Origin of the sequence: Streptomyces sp. SID13666, from assembly GCF_010548325.1 — a bacterium.
In the GTDB taxonomy this organism is placed as follows: domain Bacteria; phylum Actinomycetota; class Actinomycetes; order Streptomycetales; family Streptomycetaceae; genus Actinacidiphila; species Actinacidiphila fildesensis.
Genome location: NZ_JAAGLX010000014.1, coordinates 137,324 through 153,931, shown reverse-complemented (window position 1 = coordinate 153,931; position 16,608 = coordinate 137,324). Strand labels below are relative to the sequence as shown.

Annotated in this window: 18 protein-coding genes and 1 pseudogene; 11 read left to right on the top strand and 8 right to left on the bottom strand. The window is 62.4% G+C overall.

What is annotated here, in order from left to right; genetic code table 11:
- Positions 1-534: 534 nt before the first annotated feature.
- Positions 535-1,053, top strand: coding sequence for a hypothetical protein (locus G3I60_RS20135; protein WP_164607576.1), 519 nt, complete (start codon positions 535-537; stop codon positions 1,051-1,053).
- 389 nt (positions 1,054-1,442) lie between these two features.
- Complete coding sequence (locus G3I60_RS20130) at positions 1,443-2,396, top strand: hypothetical protein (RefSeq protein WP_164607574.1); 954 nt, start codon at positions 1,443-1,445, stop codon at positions 2,394-2,396.
- A gap of 309 nt (positions 2,397-2,705) precedes the next feature.
- Here G3I60_RS20130 and G3I60_RS20125 read toward each other — a convergent pair whose 3' ends face one another.
- The 4 genes from G3I60_RS20125 to G3I60_RS20110 all read right to left on the bottom strand — a co-directional run bounded on the left by G3I60_RS20125 (position 2,706) and on the right by G3I60_RS20110 (position 4,382).
- Entirely contained in the window at positions 2,706-3,239 is a 534-nt protein-coding gene (locus tag G3I60_RS20125) for a hypothetical protein (protein WP_164607573.1), read from the bottom strand.
- A 376-nt stretch (positions 3,240-3,615) separates the two neighbouring features.
- Complete coding sequence (locus G3I60_RS20120; protein WP_164607571.1) at positions 3,616-3,891, bottom strand: hypothetical protein; 276 nt, start codon at positions 3,889-3,891, stop codon at positions 3,616-3,618.
- Positions 3,888-4,139 carry a hypothetical protein gene (locus tag G3I60_RS20115; protein ID WP_164607569.1) on the bottom strand — a complete coding sequence of 84 codons (252 nt, stop codon included), beginning with the start codon at positions 4,137-4,139 and terminating at the stop codon, positions 3,888-3,890. Before G3I60_RS20115 ends, G3I60_RS20120 begins: the two co-directional genes overlap by 4 nt.
- A gap of 30 nt (positions 4,140-4,169) precedes the next feature.
- Positions 4,170-4,382, bottom strand: a complete 213-nt coding sequence (locus G3I60_RS20110) for a hypothetical protein (protein ID WP_164607567.1) — start codon at positions 4,380-4,382, stop codon at positions 4,170-4,172.
- A 410-nt stretch (positions 4,383-4,792) separates the two neighbouring features.
- On the opposite strand from G3I60_RS20110, the gene G3I60_RS20105 reads away from it, so the two are divergent.
- The 3 genes from G3I60_RS20105 (at position 4,793) to G3I60_RS20095 (ending at position 6,550) form a co-directional block, all read left to right on the top strand.
- Complete coding sequence (locus tag G3I60_RS20105) at positions 4,793-5,569, top strand: ParA family protein (protein WP_164607565.1); 777 nt, start codon at positions 4,793-4,795, stop codon at positions 5,567-5,569.
- On the top strand, positions 5,562-5,918 hold the full coding sequence (locus G3I60_RS20100; protein ID WP_164607563.1) for a hypothetical protein: 357 nt from the start codon (positions 5,562-5,564) through the stop codon (positions 5,916-5,918). Before G3I60_RS20105 ends, G3I60_RS20100 begins: the two co-directional genes overlap by 8 nt.
- Positions 5,919-6,247: 329 nt before the next feature.
- On the top strand, positions 6,248-6,550 hold the full coding sequence (locus G3I60_RS20095) for a hypothetical protein (protein ID WP_164607561.1): 303 nt from the start codon (positions 6,248-6,250) through the stop codon (positions 6,548-6,550).
- A gap of 908 nt (positions 6,551-7,458) precedes the next feature.
- On the opposite strand, the gene G3I60_RS20090 is transcribed toward G3I60_RS20095, so the two are convergent.
- From G3I60_RS20090 to G3I60_RS20080, 3 genes are all read right to left on the bottom strand, one after another.
- On the bottom strand, positions 7,459-7,794 hold the full coding sequence (locus G3I60_RS20090; RefSeq protein ID WP_164607559.1) for a hypothetical protein: 336 nt from the start codon (positions 7,792-7,794) through the stop codon (positions 7,459-7,461).
- A 254-nt stretch (positions 7,795-8,048) separates the two neighbouring features.
- Positions 8,049-8,366 (bottom strand): hypothetical protein, encoded by a 318-nt coding sequence (locus G3I60_RS20085; RefSeq protein WP_164607558.1) that lies wholly within the window; start codon positions 8,364-8,366, stop codon positions 8,049-8,051.
- Positions 8,367-8,678: 312 nt separating this feature from the next.
- Positions 8,679-10,220: a recombinase family protein gene (locus tag G3I60_RS20080; RefSeq protein ID WP_164607556.1), complete on the bottom strand. Its 1,542-nt coding sequence runs from the start codon at positions 10,218-10,220 to the stop codon at positions 8,679-8,681.
- Positions 10,221-10,277: 57 nt separating this feature from the next.
- On the opposite strand from G3I60_RS20080, the pseudogene G3I60_RS20075 reads away from it, so the two are divergent.
- Positions 10,278-10,991, top strand: a pseudogene (locus G3I60_RS20075) (ATP-binding cassette domain-containing protein); the annotation flags it as partial.
- 6 nt (positions 10,992-10,997) lie between these two features.
- On the opposite strand, the gene G3I60_RS20070 reads toward G3I60_RS20075, so the two are convergent.
- The gene (locus G3I60_RS20070) at positions 10,998-12,140 is read right to left on the bottom strand and encodes an aminotransferase class V-fold PLP-dependent enzyme (RefSeq protein WP_164295456.1); all 1,143 of its coding nucleotides are present in this window, start codon (positions 12,138-12,140) and stop codon (positions 10,998-11,000) included.
- A gap of 155 nt (positions 12,141-12,295) precedes the next feature.
- Between G3I60_RS20070 and G3I60_RS20065 the strand changes: the two genes are divergently transcribed.
- The 5 genes from G3I60_RS20065 to G3I60_RS20045 are packed head-to-tail and all read left to right on the top strand — an operon-like array spanning position 12,296 to position 16,565.
- On the top strand, positions 12,296-13,627 hold the full coding sequence (locus tag G3I60_RS20065) for a DUF445 domain-containing protein (protein ID WP_343241372.1): 1,332 nt from the start codon (positions 12,296-12,298) through the stop codon (positions 13,625-13,627).
- Positions 13,628-13,687: 60 nt separating this feature from the next.
- Positions 13,688-14,506 (top strand): class E sortase, encoded by an 819-nt coding sequence (locus tag G3I60_RS20060; RefSeq protein ID WP_164295454.1) that lies wholly within the window; start codon positions 13,688-13,690, stop codon positions 14,504-14,506.
- Positions 14,507-14,526: 20 nt separating this feature from the next.
- Positions 14,527-14,733 (top strand): DUF3311 domain-containing protein, encoded by a 207-nt coding sequence (locus G3I60_RS20055; protein ID WP_269287760.1) that lies wholly within the window; start codon positions 14,527-14,529, stop codon positions 14,731-14,733.
- The gene (locus tag G3I60_RS20050; protein ID WP_164295453.1) at positions 14,730-16,208 is read left to right on the top strand and encodes a sodium:solute symporter family protein; all 1,479 of its coding nucleotides are present in this window, start codon (positions 14,730-14,732) and stop codon (positions 16,206-16,208) included. The genes G3I60_RS20055 and G3I60_RS20050 overlap by 4 nt, the downstream gene beginning before the upstream one ends.
- 48 nt (positions 16,209-16,256) lie before the next feature.
- Positions 16,257-16,565 (top strand): DUF6412 domain-containing protein, encoded by a 309-nt coding sequence (locus G3I60_RS20045; protein WP_138356622.1) that lies wholly within the window; start codon positions 16,257-16,259, stop codon positions 16,563-16,565.
- Positions 16,566-16,608 lie beyond the last annotated feature (43 nt).

Here is a 16,608-nt window from a genome sequence, read left to right as displayed (position 1 = left end):
ATGATTCGAGCCGACTGCGCCCACCAAAGGACCTGACGGTTACCTGGGAACAGTCATCGACGGTTGCTGGTCACGTATCAGCTACTATTCACTGGAAGAACGTAGACCCTCGGACAACCGAGGGTCTTTTGGATATCACCGGTCGCTACGGCACGCGGAGCGCCGAAGACTCTCCGTACTTCCTTGACGGCCGTAAAGTCCCTACTACGGGATTGTGCGGCCACTGGAATCGGAACTACAGCAGCTCCATAGATGGCTCGCGTGGCGTCTTCTTTGATGGACTTTGGGCGGACGAGCCTTACTGCTTCGCCGTGAATTCCTCTGATAGAGATGGGGGCAACGGACTACCCAATCCGTCAGTAAATGCGGGGCCAGTCTGTGAGAAGGCGCCTTGGAATGATGACTGGGGACAGGCCGCTACACCTCAACCAACGTCTTCGTAATGGGGCTCGGGGTAGACCGGGGCAATAACATCTGGGGCCGTCCCTGATAAAATCAGCCCTCGACGCTCACTCACCAACGACAGGTGATCTCATGGGCCAGAAACTCATCCGCTTCTCCGACCTCAGCGGCAAGACCGTGGACGACGACAGCCAGCTCGTCCGCATCGTCGTGCGTGAGCACCCCGACCTCGATGGCGGCCCCGTCGAGCTGGAAGCCCTGGCCGAGGAGTTGACGGGTGTCGAGGAAGTCGCCCTCGACTTGGTGTCGTTCGAGCTGCATCACCCAGGCGAAGATGAGCCCGAGACGTTCGTCATGGAGGTCGCAGCGTTCAACAAGCTGGCCGCGGACACCCCCATGGCGGAGGTTCTGCAGAGTGCCAAGCGCGTTGTAGCTGCCGTCCCCTCACAAGCTCGGCCGGCAGGGAGCGAGAAGGCGCGGATCAACTACGCCAGCCTGGAACATGCGGGCAAGCCCCACAAGGGGCGGACGACGGACGCCGAGAACGGTCGTCCAGGAGCACTTGGACGAGGTGAACCAGCGCCTGGCGGCCGAAGGTCTGCGCACGATCGATCTTGGCAACCCGGATCACGTCACACGGTATGGCCTTGAAGGGCTTGTTCTTGAGGGTGGAGCCGGCGTCGAGTAGGTCGGTCGGATCATTCGCGCGAGGACTCCTCGGTGAGTCGGAGGAGTCCTATTCGCGTTGTCGGAGACCCTCCGAGGAGTCACCATCTACGGCCCTCGTCCGGTTCGTTGGATAGGCATTGAGCAGGAGCGCCCGCAGGCACGCTGAACAGACCCAATCTATGGGTCGTGGCCGGCATGGCCTTGATGGAGACGACCTACGCGACAAGGCGCACGTTCTTCCTGCCGCCTTTAGCCCTGCGTCAGGGGTTAGCCATTGACAAGTTTTATGTTTAATGCATAAATATAATAAGGAATGCATGCCGTTCTCCTGCATTGGGCAGAACCCGCGACCTACGGTTTAGGTGTTTCCAATGAAGGAGACGCGTTATGCGTTCACGTTCCACGGGTTGGTCTCCCTTCGGGATGCTGATAGTCGCGATGATCTTCCTCGTTCTGTGGGCAGCATTGGCGAAGCCGTCGATCGACCCAAGCGTTGTTTTCTTGGTCTTGGCTTTCTGGATACCCCTCGCCGCCTGCGCTATGGCGCTCATGGGGCTTGTGTCAAACAGAGACGAAGACAAGAAGAAGCGGTAGCGCATACCGGGCACCTTTGGTGCCCGGTTCTGCTTTCCCCCTTTTTTGGTCAACGAGTGTGGGATGCTGTTTCGGTGACGTCTACTGCATGGCTCGACATCGGCATAGTGATCTTTGGTCTCGCCGCAGGTGCTTTGATCAACTGGCTCGTGCAACCTGCAAAACTAGGCCAAAAGGCGATCGTCATCTGTATATGCCTGACGGTATCCATTGTTTTGCTCTTTACCGTGATTAAGGACCTTCCTAGCGATGAGCCGCAGATCGACGCTATTAAGTGCGCACGCCTCTTCGACCAAGCACACGATCGGCTAGACAAGCAATCGGAGCTGGCTGCACCGCCCCTTGCGGGGTTTGTCTTCACTCCCAGCCAGGAAGTGCCGGGTCGGATCGACCTGACATTAACCTGGATTAATCCGATTCCCATCCATCAGAGCGCCGTCGCGCTACAAGGAGTGTACGGTCAAGCCGTTCCGAATGACGATTTCATAGACCACAAACAGCCTGCAGCTGCCACAGGTGAGTGCTGGAATTGGTATCACTTCGGGCCACGCGATGATGCACAGCCCAAAACCGTACGGCTTCGAGTTAGTGGACTGTGGCCGGAGCAGCAGTACTGCTTCTACACTGAGTTTCGCACCGACAAGGGATACTCCAAGCCGACTACGATTCGCTGTGTGAGGACAACGTGGAAATCCGAGTGGGGTACACCGGCGCAGGCGCCCACGAAATAGACAACTCGATGCCTCTCCAGGATCTTGCGTTTGAGTACGGCACCACCTACGACGTTAAGGCTGTCGTTTGGGTGGGCGTGTACCAGGGGTGACCGCGGGACGCACTGAACAGATCCGACCTAGAGGCTGCCGCCGGCATCGGCTTGGTGGGGACATTCTAACGACAAGATCCACTCCCTTGGAGTGACAGTCTTCCGTCGAGCGGTCGCCTCACAGGCCCTACAGGTCAAAAATCGGAGTCAGAGACACAAGTGTGTGTCTTTACCGTTTGAGGCCCGCACAGGTGCTCTCGGCGCGTCCTATGGGGTGTCAGATAGCTTGGGTGTCTGGCTTCTTCAACGCGAGGGTGCAGAACAGTCCAAACGGATGCTTCTTGCCTGTCTCGGCAGCGGTGACCGCCATCCGAATAGCTCCCTCATTGTGCCGCCATACAGCCTTGTAAACGGCGTTCACGCTGCTTGCTGGCACTTTGAGGCGCTGACCGATCTCCTTGGCGATACGACGCACCTTGCGGAGCTTGGCGAGGAATTTCAACGAGCGATCCCAGAACGTTGGCTTGCTCTCGTTCCCCGGTACTGGGGTCGTTCTGGTAGCACGTGCGAACCAGTGGCTCGGCTTGTCCTTCCCCTGGGCTACCTCTGCGAGGTCGAGCAAGTCTTGTAGGTGCCCCTTACGGATGAGTGCGTTGAACTTACGACGGTACATCTTGTTGTCAATGAGGTCATCGATTACCTTCGGTGGAACCTGCCCTCCTTCTATAGAAGTAACGGAGGAGCTTTCGCTTGCCTTATTTCTATAGAACTCTCGCCGTGCGGTTAATGTTGATCCGATGCTTTCAGCCATGCTGGTCTCCTGCCCTGATTTTGGACAACACGAAGTTGCCCCATATCTAGGGTTGTTGTGATGTTGATTATGCGGCTCGGCCGAACCATGCAGCGACGTGTCACGTGCGATGAAGCTTGGACAAAGAAAAAGGCACCTCCTTTTGCGGGGGGTGCCTTTTATGCGCCAAATTCTCGTGCTGCTTCCATAATAAACAATGCAGACATAAATTGCAAGACTTATGCGCGCCATTCTTTATGGATACGAGATACCCCCTCAACCGATGGCTAGCGCTAAATTCTTTTGCACGAGAATTTGGCGCTAGCTTGCTCCTAGTATAAGCATTTCCTGTCTGCATTGCAATCATCAAAAAAGCCACCCCTGAGGGTGACTTAGGTTAGGCGAACTTGCGATCTAGTCGCTTCAAGTGTCCCCCGTGGTCTTCCAGGATTGCATCTATCTTCTTAAGATCTGTGCCGATAGCGTTCTGGATCTCGTCGAGTTGTCCGTCGACGTCATTAAAGCGTTCATCCATACGAGTCTCTAGGCGGCTGACATCTTCCTTTGTTGCAAGACCATCTAGGTCTTCCTTTGTTGCAAGACCAGCCGTCCGCTGTGAGACGGTCGCTGTGATGAATTGCTTCATGTCTTCCAGTAATTGTTCGTTTGTCATAATCTTGTTTTCTCCTTAATGACCTGCTCGCTCTCTAAGCGAGATACCTTCTCTTCCAGTTTACATATACGTCGCTCATGGTCTTCCAATGTCGCGGTAATTTGCTTCTTAAGCAAGTTGAATCGAACTCTGATGGCTACACGCTGACGCCTGTCGATAGAATCATCTCCGAGAAGCCGGCTCAAGCGCTGATCCCTCTCCTTAAGAAGCTCGTTGATGTGCGTGAATAGAGTGGACATTTGTTCCATGTTTCTATTATGCGCCGATCTCTCGCAAAATCAAGCTGTACCTCCTTGGCTACGCTGGAAACTCTCTAACGCGAGTTGCATGAGCTGGTAGTCCTTCATGTCTCGGTCGAGAGCTTCGCGCTTGAGCCACTTAATCAAGCTCGCAGGAAGGTGCGTTGTGTACTTGACCACTTGTGGTTTTGTGGGTTCTCCCACTTCCCTACTTGTGGGCAGGTGGCTAAATTCTTGTTGCGTTACGTTCATGGGTTCCTCCTTATCTTACTTTCTGTGTCAGGTGTGATTCCGTTCGTTTTGCGGATCGCTCCTCAATCCTGGTTGCGCGCATCAAGCGCTCTGCGAGGCGTATCCACGTGGCCTCGGTAGTCATGCTGTGCTGTTCAGGGTTGATCCCTAGTCGCTCGGTCACGAAGACTTTGGAGAGCTGCCCTAGGAGGTCGTTGGGGATGGTCATTGGGTTTCTATTCATTTGCATTTCCTCTTACGTTTCTATTCTAACGCATTAGAGCATTGGAATACAAGTGCATCCACGCTCTAACGCATTAGAACGTTAGAATAAGAGAGAACGCGAGTAATAACTAACTCACGTAAGCGTGAGCCATTGCATAAATGAGTGCTTACGTGTTAATTTAAACTCATAGGAGAACAAGTGAATAATGGCAAAGAAAATCGCAATCGCCATCCACAAAGGTGGGGTGGGCAAGACAACTAGCGCGAAGAACATCGCTGCTGCGTTGGCCATCGCGGGGAAGCGGACGTTGCTCATTGACCTCGATGAGCAAGCGAACGCCACTAAGGGTCTTGGGATTGATCCGGCCCTCTTAGAAGCCACGTTGAACGACCTGTTCACCAACCCTGACTTAGAGCCGCTCTCCGCAGTCATCACGACAGCCGTGGAGGGTCTGCACCTGATAGCCGGTCACCCCAATCTCTCGAAGACCGAAACCGGTATGGCGCTTCAACGGGCCGACCCGTCAGCCCCTGATCCGATCGGCGCGCTCAAGGAACTCTTAGAGACGCTGGACGAGCACTATGACTTCATCATCCTCGACACGCCACCGTCGCTTGGATACATGACAATCAACGCGCTCGCTGCGGCTGATGAGTTGGTGATTCCAGCCGCCGCCAGTGCATACAGCCAAGACGGCCTCGCGCGCACCATCGAGGCGTATGAGAGGGCAGTGGGTAATTACAACCCATCGTTGCGACTTCGCGGGATTCTGATTACCCGCGTCAAGCGCACCAACGCATCATCGGCTGTCCTCGACGGCATAAGTGACGCGTACAGCAGCTTGGTGTTGCCTCAGCTCATTGTCGAGTCCACCGCAGTGGATGAAGCGGAACAGCTCAATCAACCGGTAGTTCTCTATGATCCCGAGAGTCCAGCCGCGCAAGGATATAAGAGGGTCGCGGAGATTCTGATCAATGAGTAACAAGTTCAAGCAACAAGCAAGCGAGAAGAAGCCATACGTTCCTCGCGTGGCGATCCCGCAGATTGATCCCGAGGCGACCAAGGCAGTGCCGGCCGAGGCCGTAGAACCTGCGCAACCAGCTGCCCCCGCGGTGCCAGTTGAAGCCGAGGTAAGCGGCCCGGTAATTCGCACCATCGTGGACACGAGCGAGCCACCGTTGAACCGTGGCTTCCACATGTACCCGTCGCGTCACAAGCAAGTGACGCACGACCTCGTGTACATCGAGGAACGTAAACCATGGGAGATTATCGAGGACGCGCTAGAGGAGTACGTCACGAGGCACTATGGCAAGCAGTACAAGCGGAAGTAGATGAGTGCGACTTAAAGCCGTCGGCCGAAGCTGTGGGTCTTACGGTTCTAGCGATCGCCGACGCCACCCATAGAACATTCATGATCAGTCGCGCCGTAACCGTTCTTATGAATCGTTGTTCTTTTTACCTCTAGCCAAGGTGGCAAAGTTATGTCATAACTGGAGACAAGACCGAGGGACTTCCACGGTCAAGCTTGCGAACGCCATCCTTCGTTTCCGGCATATCGGCGCGCAGGCACGATGCCCCCCTAGAATGGGAGCAAGGAATGGGGATATTCCCCACGAAGACGCTCGGTATACGAGTGAAGCAAGGGATTACTGCCGTTCTGTTGACCATCGTGATGATGGCTGGCCTGAACATCGCGACGGCTTCCTCCGCACAGGCGGCGGAAGCGCACTGCGGGTGGCCTCGCTGCACCCTGTACCTCAATAAGGAGGAGACCAGGAAGTATGGATACGACGGCCTCGTCCCCATGAATCTGCCGTCCGGCCCTTGGATGGGGGTTCTCTACGCCAGCAACATGGGGCTCCGGTGGTTCGCCATCCAGTACGCCAATCGTGGCATGTGCGTTCTCTACAACGTGAGTGTCATCCCCTGGGAGAACCAGGGCCTGATGGGCTACCGCTGCTGAGAACTACCTCGGTTCATCGGGTGTGCTGGCGACTAGATCGCCAGCACACCTCAGCAACACTATTTAAGGGGACAGAACTTATGAAACAACAACCCAATACCGAAACAACCATGCGGGAGCGACTGGCCATGCTCGTCGGCTCCATCGCGGCCGTAGGCGGATTCTTCACGGTCACTGTGGTCGGTTCATTGAGCGGATACAGTGACATGCAGGTTTGGCTCATCGGACTCGGTCTAATACTCTTTGGCCTCCTTCTAGCCCGAAGCACGGGTCTAATTGAGTCGATTAAGCAACTTCTGTAGCATGTTGAACAAATATGGACAAAGTGCCGAGAGGGTTGACTCGGTGCTTTTGTGTCGCACAATGCAAATTGTGCGACGTTCCGTCTAACCTAACAGGGGTGACAGCAAGCTAGACCACGACTTACGGCCGCTGTCTAGAGCCGCCGTAGGCTCGACAAGGCGGCTCGTGTCTTGACAGGTCGAGTCCGTCATGATGAAGCTATCGGATTCTGCATAACTAGTTATTACATAAGAACTGGAAACCGCAACCCTATTGCCAGAGGCGCCTAAATCATGTGTAGTAGCTGCGTCAGTGGTTGTGTCTGTTCTATCGACCCAACGATATAAACAGGTCGCCTAAAACTTCGCGGATATTGGCTCCTAACGCTATTCGCACGCCACTCATAGCAAGAAGGCCACCAATTGCTAGGAGAACGATCGCACAGCCAACCCCTATCCAGTCACGGATAGGAAACGCCAGTAATACGGCCAAGATGGCGACAGTGATACCACTGACAATGAGTAGGGTGCTTAGGATAATTCTGCTGATAGTTTTCATAATTTCACGTTGTTCTGCGGTTGCCCGCTGTCTCTGGATGAGACAGCGGGCAACCGTGTTTCAGGGCTTCAGCTCTGCTGGCCGGAGCCACCCCGCTGCTGACCCTTGTAGGTCGTGTTCCGGCGCTGACCTCGGGCCTGGTTGTTGCGCCTGTCGGTCGCCTCGGAGTCGGCGTAGTTACCCTGGGTGTTGGTGCTGTTCTGCGTCGGCTCGTCGTACGCCTGAGCACCGGTGATAGCCATTCCGGCCGCCACCGCTCCACCCTGGACCGCCGACCTGACGCGGTTGCGCCGCTCTTCACGTTCGGCGCGAGCCGCTTCGCGTGCCCGCTTCCGCTCGTCGGCTTCCAGCCGCCTGCGCGCCTTCTCGGCTTCCTTCGCCCAGTTGAAGTTGTTCTTGGCCATTTAGCCATATCCGTTCTACGTGTTGCCACGTGAGCAGATCGGTATTCGCTCCCACGAATAGGTCTCGGGATTTTCCCTGGACTGCGCTCAGTTATGACATCTTTTGAAGACTCTGCATAGGGTAAAAATAACAACACCCCCTGGCAACGGGGGTCATGTCTTGAATGAAAAGTGCCCTTGTCCTAGCTGGTTGCTAGGACAAGGGCGTTACCGCCTCAACCGCCGGGAGCGTTGGCGGGAGGCGGAGTATGGAGTTACCCGTTGCCGATGCGGGTACCAGGCACTCGCCCGCGCGTGCCACGGGCGGCCTTGAGGACCTCGTCCATGTTCGGCGCAAGCTTGTCGAAGTCCGCCCGTTTCATGGCGACGTCCTTCCTGCTGCCGTTCGGCATGGTGACTTCAATGACCACCAGGTCACCGATCTCCTTGAACTGTTCGGCCTCGATGGCCAGTACGTCCAGGGCTTTCGGCTGGTCGATGGAGGGATGTTGACGCACCACCACCGTTGCAAATTCCGCGTCGGTACCTTCCTGACCACTAAGGTCAGATACCTTGCGACTCACGATTGCCATTTCTGCTCCACTGGTTGTCCTTTAGTCGAGTACTCGACAGCCTCCTATTTACGCATGTTATGAGTAGGTTTTCCATGGTGGAATTGGCAACGGCCAAGGTTCTCGGGGTGGATTCGCGGGTCTTGTTGTATAATTGATGCAGAGATAACTGAATGAAAACTATAGATCTAGAACGCACGCCGGCATCACACAAGAAGTCGCCCAACACGGGAATTGCTTCGCGCCTACGTGATGGGGCGGAACAAAAATGGATCGAAGCTCAGTTGAAAAATGCCCCTGAACTTCGATCCACCCAACTCGAACGTATCGCCACTATTCTTGGCGCCACACCACCTGTAGACGCTCGGGGTTAAACCGGTTGCTGGCCTTGGTGGCTGGCATCAAGATGATGGCCTCGAACATCTCCGCAGCGATGGCGCGTTGCTGCTCGACTTCCAGAGTGGGCCATGCTTCCGCCATGTTCGTTGACTTGGGTTTCGCGTTTTTCTTGGCGTAGGCCGCTCGCTCTTTGACGAGCATGGCAATAGCCACTTCCTTCTTTCGTACTTCGGGCCAGATGTGCGGCCCCATGTCGGAGTTCTCTTTGAACTGTGCCAACAAACCCGCTTTTGCAGCGTTGAGGGTGGCGAGTTCTTCGGCCTTGGGCCAGGGCTGGGTTTCAACCTCGATGTGTCGCTCTTTCAGGCACGCAAGGATGAGCTTGGTCACGATCGCATCAATCGCGTTTCCTGACCCGCAGTTTCCGCAACCGCCGTCGTTGTACTTGCACTGGTAGGTGAAACGGTTGTTCGGCTGCGCACCCCCAGTTGGCTTTCCACCACAGTTTGCGCACCGCATGATGCCGGAAAGCATGTACTTCAACTTCCCGATGTCGTGGTGTCCTTCCGGACGATCAGGGCCTGCGAGGAGGGCGACAACTGAATGCCAGGTGTGCTCATCCAAGATGGCGTCGTACTGGCCCTTGACTGGGTTGCCCTTGTCGTCGGTCAAGTAACGCGTGTGGTGCGGCTGATCCATCGGGCCATAGACGCGGTACCCGACTATGCGGGGTGACGTCATCATGAGGACGAACGTCCTACGACTCCATGGGTTGCCCTTGGTGGTGCGCTTCCCAGCCTTGTTCCACTTGCGGATGATGGTGGACGCTTTCACTCCGGCGAGGAGCAGCCGGGCTGCCGCACGGATCTGCCAGGCTTCGCGCGGGACGATGGTGCGCTTGTCTTCCGCCCATCCGAACGCGCGGTTGCCGCCAACTGGGATGCCACGGGTGGCGCGTGACTTATGACTATCCCGCAGACGACGTGATGTGTCGGTGGACGAACTGGCGCGGGCGTTCAAGACGTAACGCGCGGCAGACCGGCCGTTGTCGGTCAGCAGGTCGAGCGAACCACGGATGTCGAGGATCGGACGGTGGTGGTACTGCACCACCTCGATCGCGTCTTCTAGGTGACGGTGGTCTCGGGTGAGACGGTCGATGTCATAGACCACCAGGCCGTCAAGACGCTTGCCGTCTGGGGTGAACCCGTTCTTCAAGTCCTTGAGTGCACCCTCGAAGACGGGCCGAATCACGCGGTACAGGTAGCTGCCGTCAGGCTGCTTGACCCGCTTCTTCTTCCACGCCGAGGTGTGCGGCTCGTCGTAGGTGTAGACGTATTCACCGCTGCGACCGGTGACGTACTGCTGGCAGTGTTCTTCTTGCTCGTCCCGGTTGTTGATATCCCCGCCGCTCATGGCGATGCTGGAGACTTCGTGGTCAGGACGGGTTTCAAAGGAGAGCCGAACCAATCCGGCGAAGTTGAGGCCGGTCAAGTCGCCCCGATGGACGCGCTCAATGATGTTCGGTTGTGATTGCACTGCGTGATCTCCTGTTACTTATTGTAACAATGATCACATCTTTTGCAATACTGCTGTGGGCAGCGCACCACCCTGTGGTGGGACCTGCCGCTGAAGGACTCGTACCAGCTGGTGCGGCGTCTGTACCGGATCGAGGACGGGCGGTACGCGAAGAACCTCGCGCGCTGCGTCGACCTCCTCGACCTCGGCCCGCTGCTGGACGTGCCGGTGCGCCAGCTGTCGCTGGGGCAGCGGATGCGCGGTGACATCGCGGCGGCGCTGCTGCACGATCCGGAGGTGCTGTACCTGGACGAGCCGACCATCGGCCTCGACGTGGTCAGCAAGGCGAAGGTGCGGGAGTTCCTGCGGACGGTCAACGCCGAGCAGGGCACGACCGTGCTGCTGACCACGCACGATCTGACGGACATCGAGCAGCTCTGCGAGCGGGTGATGGTCATCGACCACGGGCGGCTGATGTACGACGGCGGGCTGAGCGGGCTGCACGCGGTGGGGGAGAGCGAGCGCACGCTCGTCGTCGACTTCGAACGGGAGCTGCCGGCGGTGGTGGTGGCGGGCGCGCGCTGTGTGAAGGTCGAGGGGCCGCGCCAGTGGCTGGCGTTCCCCGCGGCGGCCAGCGCGGCTCCGCTGGTCGCCGAGCTGGCGGCGCGTTATCCGCTGGTGGACCTGTCGGTGCGGGAGCCGGCGATCGAGGACGTCATCGCGCGGATGTACTCGTCGTCGCCGGTGCCGGCCCAGACAGCGGTCCCGGCGGCGGGACGTTCGGCGCGGTGAGGACGTTCAGCGCAGTGAGGCGAGGGCCGCGTGCACGCGGTCGACGGCGGCCAGCGGGGTCGAGGCGTGCGCCGACAGGCGCAGGGAGTCCGCGCGGACCGTCGGGGTGACCTCGTACCCGTGCAGCGCCTTGGCGACGAGCCGCGGATCGGTGCCGGGGATGCGGAAGGAGACGATGCCGGCGCGCTGCTCCGGGGCGACGGGGGACAGCACCTCGCCGCCGCAGGCCAGAACGGTGTCGATGAGTTGGGCCACCCGGGTGGTGATGTGCTCCTCGATGGCGGGCACCCCGGACCGTTCGACGAGTTCCAGGGCGGCGGCGAAGGCGGCCGCGGTGACGGGGCTCAGGTTGGTGATGCTCCACCGCTGGGCGCCGGCGGCGGGCGGGTGCTCGCGGTCGTCGAAGAGGCCCGCGTCCTCGACGCCGGTCCAGCCGGTGAGGACGGGCTCCAGCCGCTCCAGCGCCCGGTCGGACAGCGCGGCGAAACCGGTGCCCCAGCCGGCCCGCAGCCACTTCTGGCCGCCGGTGACGAGGATGTCCGCGGCCTGCCAGGGCAGGTCGGCGACGCCGAAGCCCTGGATGGCGTCCACGACGAGCAGCCGGTCGCCGATCACCTCGCGGATCGCGGCCAGGTCGGCGCGGTGGCCGGTGCGGAAGTCCACGGCGCTCAGCGCCACGGCCACCACGTCACCGGCGCCGGGTCCGGTGAGGGCGTCGCGGACGGTGTCGGGGGTGATCAGGCCCCGCTGGTCGGGTTCCAGCAGGCGCGGTACGGCCCTGCCGAGCTCCGCGGCACGCTGCCACGGGTACCGGTTGGAGGGGAATTCCCCGGACGGGACGAGCACGGTGCCGCCGGTGATGCCGAAGGCGGCGTGGAACAGTCCGGTGGACGTGTTCGGCAGCAGCACGATGTGGCCGGGGTCGGTCCCGGCCAGCCGGGCGGCGGCCTCCCGGGCCCGGGGCTCGGCGCGCATCAGGTCGTCCACCGTGCTGTGGGTGGCACGGGCGGAGTCGGCCAGCGCCTGCGCGGTGGCGTCCAGGACGTCGCGGGACGGCGGGCCGTAGCGGGCGAAGTCCAGGTACCCCTCGGGCTCCTCGAAGTGTCCGGCGTAGCCGGGCAGCCCTCCGGTCCTGTCCTGCGCTGTCATGGCGGCTCGCTCCCTCGGTGCGGGGTCCCCGGACGGCGTTCGCGGCCGTCCGCCGTTCCTGGCGTGACTTCCCGGGACGCGGGGAACCTGTTGTTCGTTCCCAGGTTGGCAGTGGCGGTGACAATACGCGGGTGGAGCGGATGGAAGCAGCGGTAGTGAGCGATCCAGGCGGCGGTCCCGACGACGGTCCACGCGGCGGTCCACCGGCCGGTCCGGGTACGGCGCCGAGCGCGGCGGAGGCCGCCGACGCGGGGCGGCGGCGCGGGGTCCGCCGGATGAAGGTGATCGCGACCGGGCTGCTGCTCGCCGCGACGGTCGTCTACGCCCTGGCGAAGTGGGCGGCCTCGGCCGGCGCCGGTCCCTGGGCGGGATACGTCGCGGCCGCCGCGGAGGCGGGCATGGTCGGTGCGATGGCGGACTGGTTCGCCGTCACGGCGCTGTTCCGCCGCCCGCTGGGACTGCCGATCCCGCACACCGCGATCATCCCGACGAAGAAGGACGCCCTCGGCCACAGCCTGGGCGACTTCGTCGGCGAGAACTTCCTGTCGGCCGACGTCGTCAGGACCCGGCTGCGGGCCGTCGGCATCGGCTCACGGCTCGGCACCTGGCTCGCCGACCCCGAGCACGCCGACAAGGTGACGGAGCAAGCCGCGGCGGCGCTGCGCGGGGTGCTGAAGGTGCTGCGGGACTCCGACGTCCAGGCGGTGGTCGGTGAGGCGATCACCCGGCGCGCGGAGGGTCAGGAGGTGGCGCCGGGCGTCGGCAGGATGCTGGAGCGGGTCGTCGCGGACGGTGGCCACCGCCGGGTGGTCGACCTGGTCTGTGTGCGGGCGCACGACTGGCTGGTGGAGCACGGCGACTCGGTGATGGACGCGGTGCAGGGCGGCGCGCCGGGGTGGACGCCCCGGTTCGTGGACCGCAAGGTCGGCGAGCGGGTCTACAAGGAACTGGTGCGCTTCACCGCCGAGATGCGCGACATGCCGGACCACCCGGCGCGCGGCGCGGTGGACCGGTTCCTCGGGGACTTCGCCGTCGAGCTGCAGTCCGACCCGGACACCCGTGAGCGCGTCGAGCGGCTGAAGAAGGACCTGCTGGCGCGCGGCGAGGTGCAGGATCTGATCGAGTCGGCCTGGACCGCGGTCCGCGGCATGGTCGTGGCCGCCGCCGAGGACGAGCGCAGCGAGCTGCGGCTGCGGACCCGCGCGTCGCTGCTGTCGCTGGGCGCCCGGATGGCGACCGACCCCGCCCTGCAGGCGAAGGTGGACGGCTGGCTGGAGGACGCCGCCACGTATGTGGTGACGACCTACCGGGACGAGATCACCTCCCTGATCACCGAGACGGTGGCGGGCTGGGACGCCGACCAGACGTCCCGCAAGATCGAGGCGCATGTGGGGCGTGACCTGCAGTTCATCCGGATCAACGGCACGGTCGTCGGAGCGCTGGCGGGGCTCGCCATCTACTCGGCGTCCCGGCTCTTCGCCGGCTAGGAACGTTCCGCCGGACAGGCCCCTGTCCGGCGGGCCGGGAACGGCCGTATCGTCACCCGTATGACGGTGCGTCAGAAATCCAGGCCGGTCCGGGTCGTCGTCCAGGGCCAGGGGCGGCTGCTGCGGCGCGGCGGCGCGCGGCGCACTCCGCTGGGGCGGACGCTGTGGGGCGCCGCCGAACTCGCCGTGACGTTCGGGGTCGTCGTGCTGCTGCTGGTGGCGCACCAGTTGTGGTGGACGAACCTGCGGGCGCACGAGTCCGCGCGGCGCGAGGTCGCGGCGCTGGAACAGCAGTGGAACGCGGTCCCCGCACCGGCTCCCGCATCCGACCCGGCGCAGGCTCCCGGCGATACGCCGACGATGGATACATCCGATGAAACGGCATCCGCCGGGCCCTCGCAGCGGGAGGTGACGGCACCGGAACGGGACGATCTGGCCTACGCCGTGATCCGCATCCCCGCGATCGGGGTGACCGCCCCGGTCGCCCAGGGCATCAGCAAGTCCGCCATCCTCAACCATGGCTACGTCGGCCACTACCCGCAGACCGCCCAGCCCGGCCAGGCCGGGAACTTCGCCGTCGCCGGGCACCGCAACACCCACGGAGAGCCGTTCCGCTACATCAACCGGCTGCGGGCCGGCGACACGGTCACCGTCGAGACGGCCACCGGCCGCTTCGTCTACGTCGTGGAGAAGACCGTGCCGCAGACGAATCCCTCCGACGGGTCCGTGATCGCCCCGGTGCCGTTCAGCTCCGTGCACCCGGACGCCCGGATGACCGGCGCCGGCGCGTACATCACGCTCACCACCTGCACACCCGAATACACCTCCAAGTACCGGCTGGTGGTGTGGGGGCGGCTGAAGTCGGCGCGGGCGCGCTAGGGTCGGGCCGCGTGTCCAAGGTGCCCAGGGTGTTCCGAGGCCGACGCCATCTGCTGTGGCTGCTCGTGCCGTACGTGCTGTACCTCGGCGCGCTGCCGCTGGTGAATCGGGTGCACCCCGTGGTGTTCGGGATTCCCTTCCTCTTCTTCTGGATGCTGGCCGCCACGCTGGCCACCCCGCTCGCGGTGTGGCTGGCCTACCGCGGCGACCGGCGGAGGCGTACGTGAACGCCGCGGTCGCCACCTCGGTCTTCGGCGCCTTCATGGTGGCGACCGTCGCACTGGGGCTGCTCGCCGTCCGCGGGCGCGGCTCGCAGGGCGGCCTCACCGAGTGGTCGGTGGGCGGCCGCAGCCTCGGCCCGGTCTTCATCTGGGTGCTGATGGCCGGTGAGAGCTACACCAGCTTCAGCTACCTGGGCGCGGCCGGCTGGGGCTACAACTTCGGCGCGCCCGTGCTCTACGTCCTGGCGTACCTGTCGTGCGGCTACGCGGTCGGCTACGTCGTCGGCCCCATGCTGTGGGCCTACGCGCGCCGCCACGACCTGGTCGGCATCACCGACATGATCGCCCACCGCTACGCCAGCCCACGGCTCGGCGCGTTCGTCGCCGTCCTCGCCACCGTCTGCCTGCTGCCGTACATCCAGCTGCAGATCACCGGCATGGGCGTCGTCGTCTCGACGATCTCCTACGGGGCGATCAGCCTCAACTGGGCGTACTTCCTCGGCTTCGCCGTCACCACCGGATTCGTCGTGGTCAGCGGGCTGCGCGGCAGCGCCTGGGTGTCGGTCCTCAAGGACGTCCTGGTCATCGGGACGCTCGGCTTCCTCGCCTGCTACGTCCCCTTCCACTACTTCGGCGGCTACGGCGAGCTGTTCCGGCGGCTGACCGAGGAGAAGGCGCAGTGGCTGACGTTCCCCGGGCACACGTCCGGCGGTCTCGGCGAGAGCTGGTTCATCACCACGAGCCTGCTCAACTCGCTCACCGTGGTGATCTTCCCGACGACGGTCGCCGGCTATCTCAGCGCGCGCGACGCGGACGCGCTGCGCCGCAACGCCATCGCGCTGCCCTTCTACCAGGTGCTCCTCCTCGTCCCGATCCTGCTGGGCATGGCGGCGCTGTTCGTCGTGCCGGGCTTGACCGGCGCCGGCTCCAACCTCGCCCTGTTCCAGCTGATCACCGACTCGCTGCCGGCCTGGGCCGTCGGGATCATCGGAGTGGCCGCGGCCCTGTCGTCCATCGTGCCCATGGCGGTGTTCATGCTCGTCATCGGCACCATGTGGGGCCGCAGCGTGCTCGGCGCGGTCCCGCGGCTGGCCGGCCGGCAGAAGCTGTGGTCGCAGGTGGTCGTGGTGGCCGCCGGCTCGCTCGCGCTGCTGCTGACGTACACCCTCCCCAACACCCTGGTGCGGCTGTCGCTGATCTCCTACGAGGGCATGGCGCAGCTCGTCCCGATGCTGCTGCTCGGCCTGCTGTGGCGCCGGCTGACCCTCGCGGGCGCGCTCAGCGGTCTGCTGGCGGGGGGTGCGGTCGTGTGCTGGCTCGTCTTCACCGACCGCGATCCCCTGTGGGGCGTGAACGCGGGGCTGCTCGCGCTCGCCCTGAACGTGGCCGTCGCCCTCGCCGTGACGTACGCCCTGCCCGCGCCGGCCGACGCACGGCCGGACGACGAGGTCCTCGCGCAGGAGGCACTGCCCGCCGCCTAGGCCGTGGGGCTACCATCGGAATCCGGACCGACTGGAGGAGGCGAGCTCGTGCGACGTGACACCGCCGCGTTCCGCCTCTTCGTGGGCGCGCTCTTCCTCGCCCTGTCCGGGGTGCTGCTGACCCAGACCGGCCTGGTGTCCAGCGCGGCCGCCGCCGCGACCACGGTCGCCGCCGCACTGCTGTGCCGCGCCTTCGTCGTCACCGCCGCCTGGCCCGGGCCCGTGGTGCCCGGCCGGATCCGGACCGCGATCCGGGACCGCGAACGCCGTACCGCCTTCCTCGTACAGCGCGATCCCGATGCCTCGGGCCGACCGCGCCCCCGAGCGCCCGGCCGTCTCGTCCCGACGGCCGCGTAGGCGCTACCGCACCGGTACCCACCGGTTCCCGCTGCGCCCCGCG

Excerpts from the sequence above, each read along its gene's own strand:
- G3I60_RS20135 (WP_164607576.1), top strand. The coding sequence starts at position 535 with ATGGGCCAGAAACTCATCCGCTTCTCCGACCTCAGCGGCAAGACCGTG.
- G3I60_RS20130 (WP_164607574.1), top strand. The coding sequence starts at position 1,443 with ATGAAGGAGACGCGTTATGCGTTCACGTTCCACGGGTTGGTCTCCCTT.
- G3I60_RS20125 (WP_164607573.1), bottom strand. The coding sequence starts at position 3,239 with ATGGCTGAAAGCATCGGATCAACATTAACCGCACGGCGAGAGTTCTAT.
- G3I60_RS20120 (WP_164607571.1), bottom strand. The coding sequence starts at position 3,891 with ATGACAAACGAACAATTACTGGAAGACATGAAGCAATTCATCACAGCG.
- G3I60_RS20115 (WP_164607569.1), bottom strand. The coding sequence starts at position 4,139 with ATGGAACAAATGTCCACTCTATTCACGCACATCAACGAGCTTCTTAAG.
- G3I60_RS20110 (WP_164607567.1), bottom strand. The coding sequence starts at position 4,382 with ATGAACGTAACGCAACAAGAATTTAGCCACCTGCCCACAAGTAGGGAA.
- G3I60_RS20105 (WP_164607565.1), top strand. The coding sequence starts at position 4,793 with ATGGCAAAGAAAATCGCAATCGCCATCCACAAAGGTGGGGTGGGCAAG.
- G3I60_RS20100 (WP_164607563.1), top strand. The coding sequence starts at position 5,562 with ATGAGTAACAAGTTCAAGCAACAAGCAAGCGAGAAGAAGCCATACGTT.
- G3I60_RS20090 (WP_164607559.1), bottom strand. The coding sequence starts at position 7,794 with ATGGCCAAGAACAACTTCAACTGGGCGAAGGAAGCCGAGAAGGCGCGC.
- G3I60_RS20085 (WP_164607558.1), bottom strand. The coding sequence starts at position 8,366 with ATGGCAATCGTGAGTCGCAAGGTATCTGACCTTAGTGGTCAGGAAGGT.
- G3I60_RS20070 (WP_164295456.1), bottom strand. The coding sequence starts at position 12,140 with ATGACAGCGCAGGACAGGACCGGAGGGCTGCCCGGCTACGCCGGACAC.
- G3I60_RS20060 (WP_164295454.1), top strand. The coding sequence starts at position 13,688 with ATGACGGTGCGTCAGAAATCCAGGCCGGTCCGGGTCGTCGTCCAGGGC.